The 3,439-nt window shown below is 38.8% G+C and carries 9 protein-coding genes; all 9 read left to right on the forward strand.

Annotated elements, in window-relative coordinates; translation table 11 throughout:
• On the forward strand, positions 1–821 hold an 821-nt coding region (locus DWW13_RS17955), incomplete at its 5' end, for a replication initiation factor domain-containing protein (RefSeq protein WP_147398339.1).
• A gap of 12 nt (positions 822–833) precedes the next feature.
• Entirely contained in the window at positions 834–968 is a 135-nt protein-coding gene (locus tag DWW13_RS17960) for a DUF3789 domain-containing protein (protein WP_117762157.1), read from the forward strand.
• The gene (locus tag DWW13_RS17965; RefSeq protein WP_009265886.1) at positions 969–1,190 is read left to right on the forward strand and encodes a hypothetical protein; all 222 of its coding nucleotides are present in this window, start codon (positions 969–971) and stop codon (positions 1,188–1,190) included.
• Between the two features lie 170 nt (positions 1,191–1,360).
• The gene (locus DWW13_RS17970; protein ID WP_117762158.1) at positions 1,361–1,564 is read left to right on the forward strand and encodes a helix-turn-helix transcriptional regulator; all 204 of its coding nucleotides are present in this window, start codon (positions 1,361–1,363) and stop codon (positions 1,562–1,564) included.
• A gap of 1 nt (position 1,565) precedes the next feature.
• Positions 1,566–1,889, forward strand: coding sequence for a hypothetical protein (locus DWW13_RS17975; protein WP_055061723.1), 324 nt, complete (start codon positions 1,566–1,568; stop codon positions 1,887–1,889).
• Between the two features lie 102 nt (positions 1,890–1,991).
• Entirely contained in the window at positions 1,992–2,288 is a 297-nt protein-coding gene (locus DWW13_RS17980) for a conjugal transfer protein (RefSeq protein WP_117762159.1), read from the forward strand.
• On the forward strand, positions 2,207–2,710 hold the full coding sequence (locus DWW13_RS17985; protein ID WP_117762160.1) for an antirestriction protein ArdA: 504 nt from the start codon (positions 2,207–2,209) through the stop codon (positions 2,708–2,710). Before DWW13_RS17980 ends, DWW13_RS17985 begins: the two co-directional genes overlap by 82 nt.
• 17 nt (positions 2,711–2,727) lie before the next feature.
• Positions 2,728–3,231, forward strand: a complete 504-nt coding sequence (locus DWW13_RS17990; RefSeq protein WP_002323345.1) for an antirestriction protein ArdA — start codon at positions 2,728–2,730, stop codon at positions 3,229–3,231.
• A 108-nt stretch (positions 3,232–3,339) separates the two neighbouring features.
• Positions 3,340–3,439 (forward strand): TcpE family conjugal transfer membrane protein (locus DWW13_RS17995; protein WP_232869371.1); only part of this gene is annotated, 100 nt, incomplete at its 3' end.

Consider the following 3,439-nt stretch of genomic DNA (forward strand, 5'->3'; position numbering starts at 1 on the left):
AAGAAAAAGGTGTCCTTTTAGAGTTAAAGGGGCGTGGTTGCAGGCAGTTTGAAAGTTACCTGCTGGCACAGCAAAGAAGCTGGTATGACTTCTTCATGGACGCACTCGTAGACGGTGGCGTGATGAAGCGTATCGACCTTGCTATCAACGACCATACGGGTATTTTGGATATTCCAGAGCTTGCGGAAAAATGCAGGAAACGGGAATATATTGGAAAGTCCAGAAGCTATAAGTTTTACCAGTCGGGCGAGCTTATCAAGCACAGAGAGGACGACAGAGAATATATGGGGCGTACCCTTTATCTTGGTTCGCTGAAATCAGATGTGTATTTCTGTATCTATGAAAAGGACTATGAGCAGTACGTCAAGTTAGGGACACCGCTTGAAGAAGCCGATATTATCAACCGTTTTGATTTACGGCTTAGAAATGAACGTGCCTATTATGCAGTACGAGATTTGCTGACCTATTATGACGCAGAACAGACCGCTTTTTCTATCATCAACCAGTATGTTCGGTTTGTTGATGAAGAACCAGACAAACGCAAAAATGACTGGAAACTCAATGACCGTTGGGCTTGGTTTATTGGCGATAACAGACAGAGCTTGAAGCTGACGACAAAGCCAGAGCCTTATACTTTAGACCGCACATTGCGTTGGGTACAACGGCAGGTAGCACCGACCTTGAAAATGCCGAAAAAGATTGATAAAGGAAACGGTACAGAATACATGGAAACAATCGAACAGCAGGCAAAGCTCACAGAAAAGCATGAAATGATAATCAAACAGCAGACGACCACTGCAAAAGATTTAGTAGAAAGTTAGGAGTGATAAAAAATGTGGGTATTATTAAAAGACTTCCTGCTGGTATCTATAGGAATGGGTATCGGCGTAGTCTTGATGTGTATTTTGAATGTCGGCAAAGAAGCTGACTGTGAAATGAAACAATTAAAAGAAAGTGAGGACAATTAAATGAATTTCGGACAAAATTTATACACTTGGTTTTTAAGCAATGCACAGAGCTTAGTGCTTATGGCGATTGTGGTTATCGGTATCTACTTAGGTTTCAAGCGTGAGTTTTCCAAACTTATCGGCTTCTTGGTAGTTGCCTTGATTGCTGTCGGCTTGGTATTCAACGCTGGCGGTGTGAAAGATGTACTGTTAGAGCTATTCAATAAGATTATCGGTGCATAGGATTTATATTGTATTATCAATTATGAATGTTAGAACAGAAATTTAAAAAATAAAAATTGAAAATTTGCTTTAAATCATAATTCTATATGTATTCTTGTGTTGACAAAATGTAATGAATACATTACATTAAAAGTAATCAGTACATTATATTTTGGAGAGGAGCGATAACTTTGATATGGAACAGAATTAAAGTTTTACGTGCTGAAAGGGACTGGACACAAGCAGATTTAGCTGAAAAAGTTGGAATTTCACGACAAGCAGTTATATCAATAGAAAAATATAAATATACTCCGTCATTAGAATTGGCATTTAAAATTGCAGAAGTATTTGGTGTTTCTATTGGTGAAGTTTTCGAGCATAGGGAGGACAAATAGTATGAATGAGCAAATTATTATCTTGATTTTTCTTGTTTTAGCATTAGGAGCAACGTTGTGGCTTTATATATTGAAAGCAAAAAAGCAAGTTGAATATAAGGGTGATGAACGCTGGTTGACGATACAGCTAAAAGCAAATCAGTCTGCTAATATAGCAAATTGGACATTGATTATATTATTAGCGATTGCAACATCAGTACCATTATTTATAGATATTCAAATTATGTTTACACTTGACCGAGTAATTCTTTTTGGAGAACTTTTTATTGGTTTGCGTAATTTGCTTGAACTGATTGCAATTATGTATTTTGATAAACAGTTATAAATCATTAGGAAAATATGATAATTTTATACACCTATACACAAAGCAGTTAGTCTTAGGATTGACTGCTTTTTTCTTACCAAAATTTCAGATTGGAGTGATGAAATGAACGATATTTTTAAGGATATGCAGGCAAAAGTTGGCTGTGAATACATTTCCGACCTGCCCTCTTACAAGCGTAAGGTGTGGCAGGAAATGAAACGACTGAACCCTGCCGACTATGAAGAAAGACAGTTAGAAGATTTTTCTAAATATGTGTTTGGTATGTCGTACCAGACCTTAAAAGATGTGATGAAACAACAGAAAGGACGTGAGGAACAATGCAGGAAACAAGGGTGCTGGTGGAAACGAGAGGAACAACTGGCGAAGAAACAACGTCATACTGGTTCGACCTGCCGATAGATGTTTCAGAATTTGAAGAAAAGTTAGGTGTCGGTGCGGAAAGTCAAGAGTACCGCATTATCGAAAAGGTGTTGCCTTATGCTGATGAAGTTCACGAACATACCAGCGTGTATCAGCTCAACGAATTAGATTTTATGTACCGCCAGCTTTCAAGTGATATGCAGGAAGAATATGTATCACTACTTACGGTATTTGAGAATTTAGAAGCAGTTTATATTTGCAGGAACGTGATTACCGTTTATCCAGACTGCAAAAGCATGATAGATGTTGCAAGGCAAAAGCTGATGAACGACCCGACATTTAAACATTTGTCCGAGGACTGTCAAGAATATTACTTTGACTTTGAAGCCTACGCTTCTCACTTGCAGGAACACGGGAAATTCTTAGTAACGGAACACGGTATCTTTGAACTCCCAGAGTAGGAAAAGAGGTGGTGCTTATGATTGATGATATGGCGGTTTACATTGCTAATCTTGGCAAATACAATGAGGGCTATTTAGTCGGTGCTTGGTTCACATTTCCCATTGACGAGGAAGATGTAAAAGAAAAAATCGGCTTGAATGAGCAGTATGAGGAATACGCTATCCATGATACCGACAACTTTCCGATTGCGATTGGCGAGTATGTTTCCATTGAAGAACTCAATGAGATGTATGAAATGATAGAGGAACTTCCCGACTATATCGTAGAATGTCTGGACGAATTTATCAGCCACTACGGGACGCTGGAAGAAGTCGTGGAACATAAGGACGATATTTATTATTATCCCGACTGTGAAACCATGACAGACGTTGCCTACTACTACATAGACGAATTGCAGGCACTAGGAGATATTCCACCCAGCTTACAGAACTATATTGACTATGAAGCCTACGGGCGAGATTTGGATATGGGCGGTTGCTTTATTGAAACAAGCCGGGGTATGTGCGAGATACCATACTAACGCTGGAAGATCAGCGACAAGCATTGTTGCTACTGACAGCGTATTTCTCTTTTAAGGGACAGTCTGAAAATGGCTGTCCTTTTCTATTTTGAAAGGAGCTGAAAGAACTTGAAAAAGATTAAAAGCTACACGGGTATCTGGAACGTGGAAAAAGTCTTGTATGCAATCAATGACTTTAACTTACCCTTTCCCGTTACTTTTACACAGA

Origin of the sequence: Blautia sp. AF14-40 (assembly GCF_003479665.1) — a bacterium.
Classification (GTDB): Bacteria; Bacillota; Clostridia; order Lachnospirales; family Lachnospiraceae; genus Fusicatenibacter; species Fusicatenibacter saccharivorans.